The organism is Terribacillus sp. JSM ZJ617, from assembly GCF_044383785.1.
Classification (GTDB): domain Bacteria; phylum Bacillota; class Bacilli; order Bacillales; family Amphibacillaceae; genus Terribacillus.
On the sequence record NZ_JBISEQ010000001.1, the window covers coordinates 655,237 to 672,044 of the forward strand.

The 16,808-nt window shown below is 43.8% G+C and carries 19 protein-coding genes; 12 read left to right on the forward strand and 7 right to left on the reverse strand.

The window, feature by feature from the left end:
* The first annotated feature begins 156 nt into the window (after positions 1 to 156).
* Positions 157 to 1,401 (forward strand): aminopeptidase, encoded by a 1,245-nt coding sequence (locus tag ACH6C1_RS03205; RefSeq protein ID WP_374074566.1) that lies wholly within the window; start codon positions 157 to 159, stop codon positions 1,399 to 1,401.
* On the opposite strand, the gene ligD is transcribed toward ACH6C1_RS03205, so the two are convergent.
* Positions 1,402 to 3,186, reverse strand: coding sequence for a DNA ligase D (gene ligD / locus ACH6C1_RS03210; RefSeq protein WP_374074568.1), 1,785 nt, complete (start codon positions 3,184 to 3,186; stop codon positions 1,402 to 1,404).
* Positions 3,187 to 3,281: 95 nt separating this feature from the next.
* Here ligD and ku point away from each other — a divergent pair, with 95 nt between their 5' ends.
* Both ku and ACH6C1_RS03220 read left to right on the forward strand, forming a co-directional pair.
* Entirely contained in the window at positions 3,282 to 4,130 is an 849-nt protein-coding gene (gene ku / locus ACH6C1_RS03215) for a non-homologous end joining protein Ku (RefSeq protein ID WP_095221000.1), read from the forward strand.
* A 149-nt stretch (positions 4,131 to 4,279) separates the two neighbouring features.
* On the forward strand, positions 4,280 to 5,239 hold the full coding sequence (locus ACH6C1_RS03220) for an acyltransferase family protein (RefSeq protein ID WP_374074571.1): 960 nt from the start codon (positions 4,280 to 4,282) through the stop codon (positions 5,237 to 5,239).
* A 32-nt stretch (positions 5,240 to 5,271) separates the two neighbouring features.
* On the opposite strand, the gene ACH6C1_RS03225 is transcribed toward ACH6C1_RS03220, so the two are convergent.
* Positions 5,272 to 6,009, reverse strand: coding sequence for an AraC family transcriptional regulator (locus ACH6C1_RS03225; RefSeq protein ID WP_095220996.1), 738 nt, complete (start codon positions 6,007 to 6,009; stop codon positions 5,272 to 5,274).
* 222 nt (positions 6,010 to 6,231) lie between these two features.
* Between ACH6C1_RS03225 and ACH6C1_RS03230 the strand changes: the two genes are divergently transcribed.
* From ACH6C1_RS03230 to ACH6C1_RS03240, 3 genes are all read left to right on the forward strand, one after another.
* Complete coding sequence (locus ACH6C1_RS03230) at positions 6,232 to 7,881, forward strand: ABC1 kinase family protein (RefSeq protein ID WP_374074573.1); 1,650 nt, start codon at positions 6,232 to 6,234, stop codon at positions 7,879 to 7,881.
* A gap of 2 nt (positions 7,882 to 7,883) precedes the next feature.
* Positions 7,884 to 8,189 carry a phasin family protein gene (locus ACH6C1_RS03235; RefSeq protein ID WP_374074575.1) on the forward strand — a complete coding sequence of 102 codons (306 nt, stop codon included), beginning with the start codon at positions 7,884 to 7,886 and terminating at the stop codon, positions 8,187 to 8,189.
* A 111-nt stretch (positions 8,190 to 8,300) separates the two neighbouring features.
* Positions 8,301 to 8,441 carry a hypothetical protein gene (locus ACH6C1_RS03240; RefSeq protein WP_176465612.1) on the forward strand — a complete coding sequence of 47 codons (141 nt, stop codon included), beginning with the start codon at positions 8,301 to 8,303 and terminating at the stop codon, positions 8,439 to 8,441.
* Here the strand turns inward: ACH6C1_RS03240 and ACH6C1_RS03245 are convergent.
* Positions 8,415 to 8,624, reverse strand: a complete 210-nt coding sequence (locus tag ACH6C1_RS03245; protein ID WP_374074578.1) for a hypothetical protein — start codon at positions 8,622 to 8,624, stop codon at positions 8,415 to 8,417. The genes ACH6C1_RS03240 and ACH6C1_RS03245 overlap by 27 nt on opposite strands.
* Before the next feature lie 146 nt (positions 8,625 to 8,770).
* Here ACH6C1_RS03245 and ACH6C1_RS03250 point away from each other — a divergent pair, with 146 nt between their 5' ends.
* A complete protein-coding gene (locus ACH6C1_RS03250; protein WP_374074580.1) occupies positions 8,771 to 9,088 on the forward strand; it encodes a YwdI family protein in 318 nt (105 codons plus the stop codon).
* Between the two features lie 17 nt (positions 9,089 to 9,105).
* A complete protein-coding gene (locus tag ACH6C1_RS03255) occupies positions 9,106 to 9,474 on the forward strand; it encodes a DUF423 domain-containing protein (protein WP_374074582.1) in 369 nt (122 codons plus the stop codon).
* Positions 9,475 to 9,505: 31 nt separating this feature from the next.
* Here ACH6C1_RS03255 and gerQ read toward each other — a convergent pair whose 3' ends face one another.
* Both gerQ and hemQ read right to left on the reverse strand, forming a co-directional pair.
* Positions 9,506 to 9,994 carry a spore coat protein GerQ gene (gene gerQ, locus ACH6C1_RS03260; protein WP_095220988.1) on the reverse strand — a complete coding sequence of 163 codons (489 nt, stop codon included), beginning with the start codon at positions 9,992 to 9,994 and terminating at the stop codon, positions 9,506 to 9,508.
* 234 nt (positions 9,995 to 10,228) lie between these two features.
* A complete protein-coding gene (gene hemQ / locus ACH6C1_RS03265; protein WP_374074584.1) occupies positions 10,229 to 10,975 on the reverse strand; it encodes a hydrogen peroxide-dependent heme synthase in 747 nt (248 codons plus the stop codon).
* A gap of 262 nt (positions 10,976 to 11,237) precedes the next feature.
* Between hemQ and pta the strand changes: the two genes are divergently transcribed.
* Positions 11,238 to 12,212 carry a phosphate acetyltransferase gene (pta, locus tag ACH6C1_RS03270; RefSeq protein ID WP_374074586.1) on the forward strand — a complete coding sequence of 325 codons (975 nt, stop codon included), beginning with the start codon at positions 11,238 to 11,240 and terminating at the stop codon, positions 12,210 to 12,212.
* A 113-nt stretch (positions 12,213 to 12,325) separates the two neighbouring features.
* On the forward strand, positions 12,326 to 13,129 hold the full coding sequence (ytvA, locus tag ACH6C1_RS03275; protein WP_374074588.1) for a YtvA family blue-light photoreceptor: 804 nt from the start codon (positions 12,326 to 12,328) through the stop codon (positions 13,127 to 13,129).
* A 23-nt stretch (positions 13,130 to 13,152) separates the two neighbouring features.
* Here ytvA and ACH6C1_RS03280 read toward each other — a convergent pair whose 3' ends face one another.
* Positions 13,153 to 13,977, reverse strand: a complete 825-nt coding sequence (locus ACH6C1_RS03280; RefSeq protein WP_374074591.1) for a lipoate--protein ligase family protein — start codon at positions 13,975 to 13,977, stop codon at positions 13,153 to 13,155.
* Between the two features lie 184 nt (positions 13,978 to 14,161).
* On the opposite strand from ACH6C1_RS03280, the gene ACH6C1_RS03285 reads away from it, so the two are divergent.
* Together ACH6C1_RS03285 and ACH6C1_RS03290 are read left to right on the forward strand one after the other, a co-directional pair.
* Complete coding sequence (locus tag ACH6C1_RS03285) at positions 14,162 to 15,457, forward strand: HD domain-containing protein (protein ID WP_374074594.1); 1,296 nt, start codon at positions 14,162 to 14,164, stop codon at positions 15,455 to 15,457.
* A gap of 12 nt (positions 15,458 to 15,469) precedes the next feature.
* Entirely contained in the window at positions 15,470 to 15,973 is a 504-nt protein-coding gene (locus ACH6C1_RS03290) for a YwgA family protein (RefSeq protein ID WP_095220978.1), read from the forward strand.
* A 38-nt stretch (positions 15,974 to 16,011) separates the two neighbouring features.
* Here ACH6C1_RS03290 and ACH6C1_RS03295 read toward each other — a convergent pair whose 3' ends face one another.
* A complete protein-coding gene (locus ACH6C1_RS03295) occupies positions 16,012 to 16,746 on the reverse strand; it encodes a hypothetical protein (protein WP_374074598.1) in 735 nt (244 codons plus the stop codon).
* Between the last annotated feature and the right edge of the window lie 62 nt (positions 16,747 to 16,808).

The window sequence follows — 16,808 nt, forward strand, 5'->3', positions numbered from 1 at the left end:
ATCTTCAAAAAAAGATTTGTGTGAGTTCGGGTTTTTGACTGCTCAGGAAATTAATTATTCTTACGCAAAACATTCAGTTATGTCTAATGTTTCGTGAATATTCTAATTTTACGATATAATAGGTGGGTATATTTGTTTTAATGGAGGGGTATTCAAATGAAAAAATTCGAAGAACAGCTTCGGCAATTCGCCAAACTGGCTATCCAGACCGGTGTTAATCTGCAAAAAGGACAAGGACTACTGCTTGTAGCACCGATTGAATCTGTTCGTTTCACTCGCATGGTAGCAGAAGAGGCGTATAAAGCAGGTGCTAAAGATGTACATACAGAGTGGTTAGATGATGAGTTGGTCGTTCAGCGTTATACACATGCTCCGATAGAAGCTTTGGAGAATGTACCTGCATGGAAATTTCATGCGCGTAACGAAATGGTCAAGGACAATTACGCAGTTCTGAATATTCTTGGTGAGAATCCTGATCTTTTGGAAAAAGTAGATGGATCCAAAGTTGCGGCTTATATGAAAGCTGCTGGAAAAGGATTAACACCATATCGTGATTACATGATGAAGGACAAAATGCAATGGTCAATCGTTGCTTATCCGACCGTAGCATGGTCCAAGAAAGTGTTCCCGGACAAATCGGTCGAGGAAGCACAGGAAGCAATGATGGAAGAAATCCTGCGCATCAGCCGCGTGACGGGGAATGAAGATCCGAATGCTGCCTGGAAGGCGCATAATAAACAGCTGCACCTAGCTGCCGATTATATGAATAAGCAGCAGTTCTCCAAATTGATTTATAAAGCAAAAGGTACAAATTTATCAATCGAGCTTCCAAAAGGGCATATTTGGAGCGGCGGTTCTGGTCCGACAGACGCAGGGGTCGATTTCAATGCCAATATACCAACTGAAGAGGTATTCACAATGCCGCACAAGAATGGTGTGAACGGTACAGTCTCCAGTACACTGCCTTACAATTTCAATGGCCAGCTGATCGAAAATTTCCAGCTGACTTTCAAGGATGGCGAAGTGGTTGACTATAAGGCAGAAAAAGGCCAAGAAGCGCTGAAAAACCTTCTGGAAGCGGATGCTGGTGCTAAACGACTTGGCGAGGTAGCACTTGTTCCGCATAAGTCTCCAGTTTCACAATCCGGTTTGATTTTTTATAATACATTGTTCGATGAAAATGCTTCCTGCCACCTTGCATTAGGAAAAGCATATCCGACTTGTATTGCAGGCGGGAATGATATGACAGCCGCAGAACTCGAAGCAGCAGGCGTGAATGACAGCATCATGCATGAAGATTTCATGATCGGATCTGCTGATCTGGATATCGATGGCGTGAAAGAAGACGGCACTACAGTCGCAGTCTTCCGCCAAGGAGCATGGGCGTTCGAATTCAAATGATCATACCAATTGGATGATAGAATCCAGCCTTTGGCTGTTCCGGGCTTCCCCATAGGAAGCAAAGGGGCAGCCTTTTTTGCGTAAGCGCTCTGGCACAGTGAAAATGGTGAAGTCCTCAAGTAAGAGACCCTCTTTTACTTCCTCCCAAAACAATGGAGTACTGACAGTGCCGCTGCTGCGTTTTCGTGCCGTGTATGGAACTGGCAGTGTTTTTCCCATACCGAACTGAACATAATCGATATACAAACGCTCATGGCGATTTTTCTTCATTCTTTCAATTGTGAAAAGATCTGGATGCTGCTGTACGAGCAATCTTGCCAATGCTTCTGTAAAGGTGCCTGCATGTTCGTAAGTAAGCTGGTTTTTAGGTAACGGGATGTACAGCTGCAACCCTTTGCTGCCAGAAGTTTTGATAAACGAAGAGAGCTGCATTTGATCCAGCCAGTTCTTAAGCAAATTTGCAGCCTTGATGGCCAGAGGAAGTGCATCATCCATTGGTGGATCAAGATCAATCGCGATTTCCCGGGGAAACTCATTTCCGATATGGTGAAATGGTGCATGAAATTCGATACTTCCGTGGTTTGCGAACCAAATCAACGTCTGCAAGTCCGGACACTGCAATGACTTCGTATCTGGAATAAAATCAGGTGCATAATCAGGTCTGTGCTTCTGATAGAAAAAGTCCGCTTCAATTCCGTCGGGGCAGCGGATAATCGTCATCTCCCGATTTATCATATGAGGCAGCATGAATGGTGCGACGGTCCGGATATAAAGCAGATAACGCAGCTTATCAATATGTGCTTCTTCCCAATATAGCTTGTCCAGTTTGCTCAGCTCGACTGATTGCGGAAACTGGGCAAGATCTATGGCTGCTTGCTGTTCTGTGCAATCGGCTGCTGCCACTGTGGGGGCTAAACTATGGAATCTAGGTTCGCGTAATTCCTCGTCCGCCTGCCCTAGGCAATTTATCTTGGCGCAAACTGCTGGAGGGAGAAGCAGGAGATTATTTTCTGTTTTTCCATTTTCCTTAAAAAAAGCAGTCAGTGTGCTTCGCTCTGTTTCTTCCATCCCATGCTTGCATTTTCCTATCGGCACGAAATGACCTGTTCCATCTGAAAGCTGTGCATGGAAATAATCATTTTCCTTATCATATCCTGTCAGGACCGCAGTAATTGTACGCCAATTCTTGATCTTATACCAGTCATGATGCTGCTCTCCTGTCTTATATGTACTCGCTGAGCGTTTAGCTATGATGCCTTCACCCTGATGCAAAATGACAGAATCCATCAAAGCAGTTGAGTCTAAGGAATAATCCACGTACCGTATAGCTCCTGAATGATTATCGAATAGGTCGATCAGCTCCTGTAATGCTTGCTTCCTGGAAGTCAGCCGCCGTTTTTCCTGATTCTTACCACGGTCAATCAGCAAATCAAAGGCCATCAGCACAGCAGGGCGGTTAGACGCAATCTGGTTGATCCGATCAGCTGATTTCAATCTGCCGCGTGTTTGAAGCAAACCAAAATCACCGCTAAGTGCATTTTTAGGAATGATCAGTTCACCATCAATTGAGAAAGGGATGTGCTTATCCACTAAATCCATCTGCTGTTCAGCATACGAGATGATCTCGGGAAATTGGGGAGATAAATCGATTCCATTTTTGCTTGTCAGTGTCACACTGTCATTTGCAACTGTCAGAACTGCTCTAAATCCGTCATATTTCACCTCATAAATCCATCCTTCCCCGACCGGACAATCATCTCGATAGATTGGTTTCATTACCTGCATCGTATTCCACTCCTTTCTTTCTTAGTTTGAAGCATTGCACCGGAATTAAACATGGAACAGACGTACAAACTAGGATAAAAAGGAGTGATTAGTTCATGCATACGATGTGGAAGGGAACAATCAGCTTCGGGCTTGTGAATATTCCCGTGAAAATGCATGCTGCTACGGAAAATAAAGATGTGAAGCTGCGGCAGCTGCATAAAGAATGCAACACACCGGTAAAGTATGAAAAAGTCTGTCCGCATTGTGAGAAGGAATTACAGACAGAGGATATCGTCAAAGCCTATGAATACACGAAGAATAAATTTGTCGTGCTGGATGAGGACGAGCTGCAGGCGTTGCAGAAGGAGCAGGAAGACAAAGCAGTGGAGATCGTCGATTTTGTCAGCTTAGAGGAAATTGACCCAATCTATTTTGAACGCTGTTACTACTTGTCTCCAAATGAAGGCGGAACAAAAGCATACAGCTTATTGCGAAAAGCACTTGAAGATACAGGGAAAATCGGTGTTGCCTCTATGGTCATCCGTTCGAAGCAGCAGCTGGCTGTTATACGTGTGTATAAGAATGTGCTCGTTGTGGAGACGATCCATTATCCCGATGAGGTTCGAAATGTCGCTGATGTGCCGAATATCCCTGCAGAGGATGCTATTGTCGATAAAGAGCTGAAAACAGCTAAGCTGCTTATTGAACAGCTGACAGCTACATTCGATCCGGAGAAGTACAATGACGATTACCGCGAAGCACTGCTTGATTTGATTCAGGCGAAGCGGGATCATGAAGAAGTTCATATTCCTACAGCTAAGAAACAGCCTAGCAATGTAACCAACTTGATGGACGCATTGCAGGCATCTCTCGATAAAGCTAAAAAAGATAAGCCCGCAGCCAAGAAGACCACGAGGAAAAAGACGGCAAGCCGACCTAAAAAGAAACCGGAAGCTGGATAATTCTGCCCTTCTTTTTACACATGGATGTCGTATATGACAGCGTCTTGACAGCTGGCTAACAAGTAGATGAAGAAGCCGCGTCTGCTATAGCGTTTTTGCTCCGTGCTCCTTACTATGGAAGAATACATCCGGAAGAAGGAAGCGATAGAATGGAACGCGATGCGTATTTTGATAATGCAAGATTGCTTATGATTGCCTTTGTCGTATTCGGACATCTAATTCAGCCGTATCAGGACATGTTATTCCTGCAATGGAGCTATACAATGATATATACCTTTCACATGCCTATTTTTATCTTTTTGGCTGGTTTTTTTGCAAGGGGGGCAGGCAATAAAGCTGCCATTGAAAAACTCGCGAAAAAGCTGCTTTTACCGTTTTTGTTTTTCCAAGTCATCTACACGTTTTACTATTACATGATCGGAAAAGAGGGCTGGATGGAATCCATTCTTGTGCCGCAATGGGCGCTGTGGTTTTTACTTAGCTTGTTCTGCTGGCATATACTGCTTATTCCATTCAAAAGGATACGTCCCAGCCTTGGTATACCGCTAGCAGTGTTCATAGGTTTGTTAGTGGGTTACTTTAATGAAATTGGAGGAGCAATGAGCCTTTCCAGGACATTTGTCTTCTTTCCGTTTTTCTTAATCGGATATTGGGTGACAAAGGATCAGCTTGCCGTACTTCGGCGCATGCCTGTCAGGATAGGAGGCGGACTGCTGCTGCTGGCAGCAGGTGCTTTATTTTATCTCTATCCTGACTTCCCGACTGACTGGCTGCTCGGATCGAAATCTTATGCAGTTTTAGGGGCCGGGGAAGCAGGCGGATTGATCCGCTTGTCGGTCTATATGTTTTCAGGGCTGATGATGATTAGCGTACTGGCGCTTGTACCAAACAAAGAAATGGCTTTTACGAAGTATGGACAGCGAACACTGTATGTTTATCTCCTGCACGGATTCTTCATTCAGTGGATCAGGGTGGATGATTTGTTCGAAGTAAGCAATAGTCTGGATGTGTTAGGTCTCCTGATTGTCACACTAAGCATTGTACTGGTACTTTCCCAGCGCTGGATGCTGCGGATATGGAAACCGTTGATAGAGCTGAAAAGCCCATAAAAATACCGCACAGGTTATCCTGTGCGGTATTTTTAGATTGCGCGTGAGTCGCGGAATTGTTTTGGAGTCATGGATGTATAGAACTTGAATTGTGCCGTGAAATAGCTTTGGTTGCAGAAGTTGAACTTCTTAGCCAAATCAGCAATCGATTGGTTCGTATGAAGCAGGAAGTATTTGGCCTCCTCAATCTTCTTTTGATTGATGAATTGGACTGTGGAAACGCCAACTTCTTTTTTGAATAGATGGGAAAGGTAGCTCGGATTCACATTGCAGTGGGAGCTGATTGCCTGTAAGCTCAAGTCTTCCAAAATATGTGACTGAATATAGCCGATAGCTTCATTGATGATGTTGGAGTATTGTGTAGCTCTGCTTTTATTCAAGCCTTCGATGAAACGGACGAGCATATCATATTCCAATTCTGAAAGTTCCTGCTCTGTCTGGCAGTTCTCGATTTCAAGCATATAAGTCATATTGAGGCTCGATGCCACTTCTTGGGAAGCACCGCCTCTTAAGATAGCACGTGTGTATAGCGTACAAATGCTGATTAATTGGTTCTTGGCAGAACGTAATGGTTGAAAGGCATACTTCGGGCGTTCAGAAGTGGATAGGCTTTCAATTATAGATAATGCCCCGTTCAAGTCACCATCGGATACAGCATCCATCAGCTGGTTTTCAAGCAGGTAAGAAGGGTACAAAAATTGTTTGTTTGACTTAGTATTTTCGACGGAACGTTTTTCAGGCAGAACAGCATTTTTAGATATGCTAGACATACTATACCTCCGTTAAGGGTTTTTGGTTTACCATCAGTCTTATATATCAATATTGTAAGCGTTTTCTGAGAAAAAATAAACTGTTTTATTAAAAAATATTTATAAAACTACTATTTTTACATTTTTCGACACAGCCGCAGGTTAATAGACAAGCAAGAGAAGTACTAGCTATAATAGAAAATAGCAAGAAAGAAGGCAATTGTCTGAAAATGAGGTGTGTACATGCGTGTCAAATCCACCCGTCGTATTATGGCTATCGTGTGGATGGTTATCCGATTTATGGTGCAGATCTATTGGTTTTACCTGCTGCATAGCCGTGTATGGGATGAACAGGATAAACAGGAATGGGAAGCATTACTGACCAAGCAGGCGCGGGAATATCGGAAAATGGCTGAGAAGAAGGGCGGATTGCTGATCAAGTTAGGCCAGTTTCTCAGTTCGCGTGCTGATTTGCTGCCAAAAGTGTTCATCCGGGAGATGGAAGGCCTCGTCGACAGGGTAAAGCCGACATCATTTACACATTCGGAAGCAATATTAAGGGAAGAGCTTGGCAGCCGCTATGAAACGGAGATTGTGCGTCTGAACCCTAAAGCAGTTGCTTCTGCTTCTATCGGCGAAGTGTACGAGGCATACTTGCAGAACGGACGGAAGATTGCAGTCAAGGTCCAGCGGCACAATGTCAGGCAGATTTTCCATATGGATTTCAAAGCGCTCCGAATCATTTTTTTCCTCCTCCGAAAATTTACGAGTATCGGTAAGAAATCGGACATGAAGGCTTTATACGCGGAAGTAGTAACCATTATCAGCCGGGAATTGGATTTCAGGAAAGAACTGGAGCATGCGGATTATTTCCGGAAACGGTACAAAGGAAATCCGGATATCAGAGTACCTGATTATTATCCTGAGCTCTGCACAGGCAGAGTACTTGTGATGGACTGGGTAGAGGGGCGGAAAGTGACGGATACAGATTATCTGGATGCCCAGAAGATCCCCCGTGAGCAGGTGGCCAAAGCACTTTTTCAATTCTTTTCAGATCAGTTTCTGAACAGCGGTATATTCCATGCTGATCCTCATGCAGGCAATATCATGGTTCAGCCTGACGGGAAAATCGTACTGCTCGATTTTGGTATGGTCGGTGAGATTAGAGCAACGGACACGGAGTACTTACGGGAGGCTATCCAGGGCATCGTACTCGATGATTATGAGGCTGTCATTCAAGCCCTTTACAAGATGGAGTTTTTGCTTCCGTCAGCTGATACGGAGAAAGTGAAACGGATACTTCGGAAAACAGTGGACCTGTATAAGGGCGGGCAACTGGATGTAGGTGATACTGAATCCTTCTTGCAGCTGATGGAGGAGCTGCAGGTGATCGTAAAGGAACAGCCGATCCAGCTACCGGCAGATTTCGCTTTCCTCGGACGGGCAGTTTTCCTGGCAATTGGCCTGGTGGCTGTCATTTATCCGCAAGCAGATTTAGTAGAATGGGGAAAACCGGTCATCCTGCGGTGGATGAGAGGGTCGAAAAAACATAGCTCCATTTATACTGGTATCATTACTAATTCACTTCGTCCATTCCTGTCGATGCCAAGAGCACTCGTCGACTGGCTCACTGACGGAGAGAAGCAGCGCGGCTGGGAAAGGGATAAGCAAAAGAACCAGCTGCTGCACCAATTTTACTTCTTTTATACGGTTCTGTTACTCGCTTTGACGGCAGGTTCGACATACACTGGCATCCAAGGAATCATCCACCATACATTATGGCTCGTCCTCGTCGGGTTCATCCTGACATTCATTTTCTTTGGTTTATGGTTAATTCTCTTCATCAAGCATGTTCTGCTGCTTATATCCATAAATAAAACTAGGAGGTTATGATAATGGCAGATTTGTTACGAAAGGGATTTCTTTTAGGTGTTGGTGCTGCTTTGGCTGGGAAGGAAAAGCTGGATGCTAAATTGAAAGAGCTTGTGGCTAAGGGAGAGATAACACCACAGCAAGCGAAGGATTTGATTCAGCGCTTTGTGGATAAGGGAGAAGCCAAATCCAATGAATGGAACGAGAAGAATCAAGAGAATATGCAGAAAAAAGTCCATGACCTGGGACTTGCTACGAAAGCAGATGTTGATGCCTTGAAGCAGCGGATCAGTCATTTGGAGCTGCGTTTTCAAAATAAAGAAGATTGATAGATTGTATAGAACTATTAATTTGTCGTGAATATTTTGAAAATTTGTTGTCAAGCATCCAATTCTCGATTAGAATGATGATAGAGGTATAACCAGAGGAGGTAATTAGCAATGATTAGCTTTTTATCTTTTGTCGACCAGGTGGAACAGGACATGAAGCGCCCTTCCACAGCCACAGAATATGATTTCTTGAAATGGATGCATGAACAATATGTCGCCGAACAATTAGATATACTGAAGCAAGCGCAATAACAGAAGACCCGCCATACGGCGGGTCTTTTTATTTTCTGGTTTGGGTGGAACGTTTATATTAGCTGCTTCCTTGTCACTTGTTCTCATAACGGGTTGTAAGGAATGACCGGCTTCCATATAAGCCATACTGAATTCTGTAATTCCAGAGGAGGCCATCAGTTTTTTTACATCATCTGTCTTCATTTCTTAAGGCTCTAATTTATGTATATGTTATGAACAGTATACCAGTTTTTCACCAAAAAGGAATGTACGTTCTCGTTTCGGGATTAAATATTTCCTTTTATATCTGTTATAATGCATGTAGCAGCAAAACGATGGAGGTGTTCGACTTGTTAAGTGAAGAAGCAGTGCTTCGGCATATGAAAGAGGAGCTGGAAAGGGCATTGGACCTTAAGGATGTACAAAAGCAGCGGGAGCACGTCCGGGCGGTCCGTTCGATGTGTGACTTGTTTTTGCAAAGTGAGCGTTCAGAGCATCCGGTCAAAACGCAGGTGTCTAAGGTGTCTAAACCGTCAGAAGCAGCAGTAAGCCCATCAGCAGCTGAATGGGTAGCGATGACAGGGGAATGGCCAGCCCAGCAGCCGCCCAAAAAAGCATTTGAAGATGATGATGAAGAATCGAACGGTAAGTCATTGTTCGATTTTTGATATAAAGGAGTAGAAAAATGAAAGCATTACTCATAATCGGAGCCATAAGTGGGTTCCTTACTGTAGCACTTGGAGCATTCGGAGCGCACGGACTGGAAGGAAGATTGTCAGAGAAGGCAATTGCCACGTGGGAAAAAGCAGTTCAATATCAAATGTTCCATACAGTGGCGATCATCGGAGTAGCATTATTGCTGCAAAAGATCCAAACAGGCAGTTTGACGACTGCCGGCGGTTTCTTTATCGCGGGCATCCTGCTATTTTCAGGCACGCTTTACATATATGCTGTCAGCGGAATCACGATCTTTGCTATCATTACACCGGTCGGTGGTGTGGCATTCCTGATTGGATGGGTGCTGCTAGGCTATTCAGCAATTAAATATTTATAAGGAAAAAACCTCTGCCGAAGCAGAGGTTTTTTTATCGTGGTGGATAAGTTGCAGTGCCGCCTGGATTACCAAAAGGGTAACTATAATTAAGCGGTTCATCGAATGTTACATAATCGAGATAGACCATCAATAATAAGTAACGTCGGTTGTTCTCTGGATCACGTAAGATTAGATGATCACGTCCAGCAGCCTCGATCACGCCTTTGAAGATTTTTGCGTTCCAACGGTCATTGTTTTCGAAGGTCATATACACGGTGGCGAGCTTATTTCGATTCAGACGCAGAATGTTCTCGATATAAGACTGCTCAACTGGCAGTCCTGGTCCTGCTGGCCCTCCGCCTTGAACTTGTGATGGGACTTGCTGCTGTTGTTGCTGCTGCGGGAAAAACGGTTGGTTTTGCTGACGAGTTGGGTAGCTATAGTTCGGGACTTGCGGATAAGTATAAGCTGGGCTCTGTTCCTGATACTGCGGGGTGCTCGGAGACTGGTTTTCTTGATTCGGGTTCTTGCTCATTTTCATTCCCCTTTCCTATATCCTTTCAGAAGACATTTTGGTGGCTAAAACTGTGAAGGCAGGAATTGTGTTCGATCGTACGACCACCATGAATACAAGAAATGCTCCAGCCTTCATTAACTGTTATCGCCTTACCTCATGTCTAAGGAACTCATGCCTGTTCTTTGACAAGATATGAAGCCTGGAAGGGGAGTAGAACAAAGGAATAAAAAAAGCCGGACCAAGTTGGTCCAGCTTTCATCAAATATGAAAGTAGTCGGATACTGCTTCTTTATCCAGCTTATTTCCGAAATAGAAGTCACCGAATTCGCCGTAACGTGCGCTCACTTCGTCGAATCGCATTTCATACACTAGCTTTTTGATTGGCAGTGGATCGTGTGCAAACAATGTAACGCCCCATTCCCAATCATCGAAACCAAACGAACCTGTGATGATTTGTTTGATTTGCCCAGCGTATTTACGTCCGGTTTTGCTGTGCTCATACATAAGTTTTGAGCGAGCATCTTTTTCGAGTGAATACCAGTTGTCATCATTCATACGACGTTTATCCATTGGGTAGAAGCACATATAATCCCAGCGAGGAAGAATTGGTTTCAAACGTGCTTGTACTTCTGGTTTCTGTTCGATATCAACACCAGGTTTGCTCATATATTTGGAGAGCTCGACGACAGATAAGTAAGAGAAGCTTTTCGTCATGAAAGATGCGATCTGCATCTTATCGAAAACTGTTTCGATCTCCTGCAATTCATCCATTGTCGGTCGCATAATCATAAACATCAGGTCAGCTTTATGACCAATAATTTTATAGACAAGCTGACTGCCGTTTTTTGCTTCCTCAACTTGTTCCATATTTGAAAGCCAGTTCTGATATTCCTCGATTGCTGCTTGACGCACATCCTCGGAAGCCAGTTTCCAGCTTGTCCAATCCATTACACGGAAATCATGCAGGCAATACCAGCCGTCCATGGTTTCTACTGCTTCTGCCATGCCTAAACACTCCTTTTTCGTTCACATTCTTTGTATAGTGTAACACAAACGACATCTCATCATGCTAGTCGCTGCTTTCTAGTTCCCGCCTCTATTATATCAACTGTTCCGTATGCCTGGTGTGTATACTTTGACAGAAATGGGAACATCTAAAGAAGCGGTTATTTTAATTAAAAAAATCAGCATCAGCTGATATGACTTTAAAAGTAAAACAAAAAGATTTACTATAGAAAATGCAGACATATTCTAGGAGGGTTTTAGGATGAGTGATTTATTTCAAACATTGCGGGAAAAAGTAACAGGTCAAAATAAAAAGATCGTCTTGCCGGAAGGCTTGGATGAACGTATTTTGGAAGCAGCAGGAAAGCTTGCCGAAGAGGGGATTATTGCACCGATTTTGGTCGGCAATAAAGAGCAAGTGGAACAGAAGGCAAAAGAAATGTCTATCGACTTGCACGGCGCAGCAATTCTTGATCCAGATACGTATGAAAAATTCGATGAGCTGGTTGCAGCGTTCGTGGAACGCCGCAAAGGAAAAGCGACAGAAGAAGATGCAAAGAAATTACTAAAAGATGAAAATTATTTCGGTACAATGCTTGTTTATATTGGTGAAGCTGATGGTCTTGTGAGCGGAGCGGCTCATTCTACTGCGGATACAGTACGTCCAGCATTGCAAATCATCAAAACGAAGCCAGGATACAAAAAGACTTCTGGAGCATTCGTAATGGTAAGAGAAGATGAGCGCTATGTTTTCGGTGACTGTGCCATCAACATCGCACCTGACAGCCAGGATCTTGCAGAAATTGCTGTAGCAAGTGCTGAAACAGCAGCTATGTTTGGTATTGATCCGAAAGTTGCATTGCTAAGCTTCTCCACAAAAGGTTCTGCTAAATCTCCGGAAACAGAGAAAGTAGCAGATGCGCTTGCGATTGCAAAAGAGAAAAACCCTAACCTAGTGGTCGATGGCGAATTCCAATTCGATGCAGCTTTCGTACCATCCGTTGCTGCGAAAAAAGCGCCGGATGCTGTATTGAAAGGTGATGCGAATGTGTTCGTATTCCCTAGCCTCGAAGCAGGTAACATTGGTTACAAAATTGCTCAGCGTCTAGGTAACTTCGATGCTGTAGGTCCGATCCTGCAAGGCCTGAACGCACCAGTAAACGATTTGTCCCGCGGCTGTAATGCAGATGATGTGTACAAGCTTACACTTATCACTGCTGCACAGTCTGTAGAATAAGCATATAGGAAAGAAGCCTCTCATAAAGGAGGCTTCTTTTTTGTTTGTTTTGTTTTTCCAGCGCAAGTATAGTAGAATAGCCTTGTCTCAGATGCAAAAGGAGTGAGTATTTGTTGGGCAAAGATATCCGCTATTCATCCGAAGTAACAGATCAGTTTGTGAAGCATGCCATCGATTACGTAGGAGCAGGAGTGGTAATCACAGACCCCTCACTTCCTGATAATCCGATTATTTATACAAACAAAGGTTTCGAAGAACTTACCGGTTATCCTTCTGAAGAGATTATCGGCCATAATTGCCGTTTTCTTCAAGGGGAAGATACGAAAAAAGAAGATGTTGCTGCTGTTCGGAATGCAATACGAAATGAAAAAGCAGTCGTGGTCGAACTTAAAAATTACCGCAAGAACGGTGAGATGTTCTGGAACGAGCTGGAGATCTATCCTATCTTTTTGGAAAGTGAGCAGAAGACGTTCTTTGTTGGTGTCCAGAAAGACGTGACACAGCGAAAGCAGAACGAAGAGCTTGTTTCCCGTTACTTGGAGGAAGTTTCCCGGTTATCCACACCTATTGTTCCAATTACGGATACGACATCGATCCTGCCATTGATTGGGGATGTCGATGATCGCAGACTGAATCAAATATTGGAACGGGTAGGAGAGCATGTTCAACAGTCAGGAGAGCGTAATTTCCTTCTTGATTTGCAAGGAATCAGTCGCTTCCATAGCGGAGTTCATCATGGTGTGCTGCGCTTGCATCAGCTGCTGGATATGATGGGTACACGTCTGATTGTCACTGGCTTCCATCCGAAGATGGCCATGGATAGTGTACGTCAAGCAGATTTCAGTGATCAGAACATTAAGTTCTATTCTTCGGTGAAACAAGCCTTAACCTTTTTGGAAAAAGAAGAAAACCGCTGAACCGGTAATCGGTCAGCGGTTTTTTATTGGAAATTCTCATTACGGGCACGCATCAGCTTCATCCGTTCCTGCTGCAGCTGAACTTCTCGTTCCGTCATCTCAGCAGTAGGATTGATGTTCGTGATAGATGCAAGGCCATCAGCAATCCGCTTACAAACTTGTTCGCTAGTAAGCGTAACTTGGAGCAATTCTTCCAATGATGCCATCGTTTCCGGCACTACATCAGGGAAGGTGAAGCGAGTTTCCGCTTTCTTTTTAGCCCTTTCATAGAATCCTCTAACGATTTCTGCACGTGACGCGCCGCTTCCATCTACACATAAGTAAATTTGGACGGCAGAACCGTCTTTCACCCTGCGCTGGGAGATACCGGCAAATTTCCGGCCGTCTATGCTCAGATCATAGGTTCCGGGACAATAAGAACCGACTACCTCGAATGCCTCGATTTTATCGGTAAGATCCTGGAAGATATATTGGATGAAGGAAACCATTGCTTGATACCCGTCATGGATTCCGATGTGCTTGGCATCCGGGAAAATGAAGGATAGGTTGACAACGCCTTTATCCAGCAGCACAGCTAGTCCGCCAGAGTTTCGGACGACTGCTTTATAGCCCTTTTCCTGCAAATAAGATATTCCCTCCTTGATGTAAGGCAGACGGGAATCAGGTATGCCGAGCATAATCGTGCGGTCATGGATCCACAGCCTTGCAGTTGGCGGAGCCAAATTTTCGCCGACAGAGATAGCCAATGCATCGTCTATCGCGAAGGAGGCAATCGCCTGTTCGGGACCATCTTCACCGGAATGATCAATAATACGGAATTCAGGTGTTTGAAGTAATGTATGTAACACGTAGAACGCGCTCCTTTTCAGCTGAATGGCGTTAAACGCCAATACATAGTATAGCAAAGAATAGGGTAGACAAGAAACGAGTAAAAATTACTTTTGGTTATTTACTGGGGAGCCGATATTTTATAAACTAATTCTATTGGACAAAAAAATACGAGACAGAATGACATAAAGTGAGGCAGAGGAAATGGCGTATCGAGATGAAAAGCTAGATGAAGAAAAAGTTTTCAAAGATCCTGTGCATCGTTATGTACATGTCCGTGACAGGGTGATATGGGATCTGATTGCGACGCCAGAATTCCAGCGGCTTCACAGAATCAAGCAGCTTGGAACCTCTTATATGACGTTTCATGGTGCCGAACACAGCCGGTTCAATCATTCCCTAGGGGTTTATGAGATAGTCAGACGGATTGTGAACAACTTCGAGAACCGCAAGAATTGGAAAAAGGAACAGCGGCTGCTGCTTTTATGTGCTGCTTTGCTTCACGATCTTGGTCATGGCCCTTATTCCCATTCCTTTGAAAAGGTTTTCGGATTGGATCATGAGGAATTCACCCGCAAGATTATCCTGGGGGATACAGGAGTCAATCATGTGCTGCGGAAAGTGAGTGCAAGTTTTCCTAAAAAAGTAGCCGAAGTCATTAATAAGACTTATGATGACAAATTGATTGTCAGTATCATCTCAAGCCAAATTGACGCAGACAGGATGGATTATTTGCAGCGTGACGCTTATTTCACAGGTGTCAGCTATGGACATTTTGATATGGAGCGCATACTTCGTGTGATGCGTCCACGTGAAGATCAGGTCGTAATCAAGGAGTCCGGCATGCATGCGGTCGAAGATTATATCATGAGCCGCTATCAGATGTATTGGCAAGTATATTTCCACCCTGTAACACGCAGTGCGGAAGTGATTCTGACGAAGATATTACATCGTGCAAAAGCGCTCTATAAAAGTGATTATACATTCAAGCTGCGACCGCAGCACTTCATTTCCTTGTTTGATGAAAAAGTTACCTTGGACGATTATATACGGCTTGATGAAAATGTCACATCCTTCTATTTCCAGGCTTGGCTTGAAGAAGATGATGATATACTAAGAGACTTATGTGAAAGATTCCTCAATCGCCGACTATTCAAGTATATCGAGTTCAATCCGCTCCTGCATATGAAAGAGATGGTCGAGCTGTCCAGGCTCTTCAGCGAAGTAGGAATCGATCCGGAATATTATCTGATTGATGATTCTTCATCTGATTTGCCTTATGACTTCTACCGTCCAGGCGAGGAAGAGGAGCGCTTGCCGATTCACTTACAATTGCCTAATGGAAAATTGAAGGAATTATCGCGTCAATCGGATATTGTAGAAGCGATTTCGGGTAAGAAACGAACAGACCATAAATTATATTTCCCACAGGACATTCTGGAAGCCCTGCCGGATGACAGTCAACAGAAGCAACGGATTTATGAGATTTTATTCCAATAAGGAGGAGCAGCTATGCTAGCCAACCACGCAAATCTCCTGCAATTCTTTTCTTCCGTGGAAGAAGTGGTAGGAAGAAAGAAACTACAGAAGATGATTTACATACTGAAGAAAAATGGTATTCCGTTCGGTGAAAAATATGAATTCCATCTTTTCGGTCCCTATTCGGAGGAATTATCCCTGCGTGTGGATGAACTGAGCAACCTCGGTCTGATCAAAGAGACAAAAGAGGATAAAAGCAGCTATTTCCAATACCGTTATACAATTACGGAGGAAGGCCAACAGTTTCTCACACATTATGATAATCAATTCCCTGATTATCAGGAGGCTATCCGCCTGCTGAAAGAAAAGAGCTCCCGATTCCTGGAGCTGGTTTCCACGATGCTGTATTTCGAAGAGCTTCCGCAGGATGAAGTAGAGGAAAAAGTACGGACAGTGAAAAAGAAACAAAATTATACAGACGAAGAGATGACCCAAGCCTGGGAATTCATCCATACGCTAAAAAAACAGCAAGCATAAAAAGAGCGAAGGATCCTCATGATCCTTCGCTCTTTTACTTAAACCAGTAATAACAATATGGTATAACCGACTGCACCAATCAGAAAGCTTCCGATACTGCTTTCCCGTTCCTCAGGAAGCTCTTCCTTCAGTACATTCAATACGATACCGCCTGCAATAAAGGCATTGAGTATCGAGATTGCAGCTTCGTTCAATTCGGTTAAAATACCGATCAACCATCCTATTAGAATTGCTCCAGTGAGAAGTAATCTTCCATATCTATCATAGATATGCTTGTGGTCACTCCGCAGGCTCCGGTCATTGGTAATGAAGTGGACACCTAAAGCAAGAAAGTAAAACAGCATCCCGAGGGGAGACTCATACTCTTCCCGTACCAGCAAGTAGCCTATAATAGCGTTATATAAAAAGAAAGAACTGATATGCAGCCAGAAAATACCCGATCCTGCCGCTTCGGGATCTTTGAGTCTATTTGTATGTTTCGATACCGTCACCATTCTTTCCAATCCATAGAAAAGTACCAAACCAATCAAAGCAACAATATAAATATGATGTTCTGCATATCGCCATACACTATCTCCAAGTTCAGCTTCCAATTTTTCCTGATAAGTATTCAACTCAGGGAGAAGATGCACAAATACATACGCGACAGCAATTCCCGCAGAAACCGACAGGAACTTGCTCTGAGGTGTTTCCTTTAGAAAACTCATATATTTAGAACAGTAATGAATAAGTGCAAACCCCACTGCGAAAATCAAGCTAAGCCAAAAATACATAAAATTCCCCTTTCAATCGCTGCTGCGAGAGTACTTTTCCCGATTTGAACTTGCCATAATCC